Source organism: Actinomycetospora atypica, assembly GCF_042653685.1.
Classification (GTDB): domain Bacteria; phylum Actinomycetota; class Actinomycetes; order Mycobacteriales; family Pseudonocardiaceae; genus Actinomycetospora; species Actinomycetospora atypica.
Genome location: NZ_JBHSIV010000113.1, coordinates 1 through 544 on the forward strand (window position 1 = coordinate 1; position 544 = coordinate 544).

The following is a 544-nucleotide window of genomic DNA, read 5'->3' on the forward strand; positions in this document are numbered from 1 at the left end:
GTGATGACCGCGAGCACCGCTCCGTGGTCGGTGCGCTCGGCTTCGAGTGCGGCGATCCGTGCCTCGAGGTCGGCCAGGGTGCGTGGCATCGGGGCGACGTTAGCGTCGTATCTGGTGGTCCCCACGACCGCTGCTTAGCGAGAGGTCGTAACCGAGCCGCTTGGGTGGCCTCTTCGGCACGCGCGAACGCGGTCTGGGCGCTGCGGCGTGGAGAGCATCTCCTGAGCCGTCCACGCTGTCGGCGAAGGTTACGCAACGGACCTGCGGCGGGTTCTGCGCCACGAGTCAGTAGACGATGCGCTCGATGAGGACGTGCGGCGGGTCGGTGTCGTCGTGAATGGTCACGAGAGTGACGCCACGGCCACCCAGCCCGAAGGTCCCTGTCCGGGCGACGCCGGCCGGTCGGGTCGCCGACCACGGGTCCTCGACCAGCTCGTCGAGGTAGGCACCGAACGACACCGCTAGGGATTCCGGCATGGCCTGTTCGGAGGCCCGAGCGTCCGAGGAGCGCTGAAGCTCGTACACGCGTTCTAGATGCCGGTCT

Annotated in this window: 1 protein-coding gene; it reads right to left on the reverse strand. The window is 68.4% G+C overall.

Annotation, left to right across the window (positions count from 1 at the left end; genetic code table 11):
* Nucleotides 1-285: 285 nt before the first annotated feature.
* On the reverse strand, nucleotides 286-544 hold a 259-nt coding region (locus tag ACFPBZ_RS29550), incomplete at its 5' end, for a hypothetical protein (protein ID WP_378039670.1).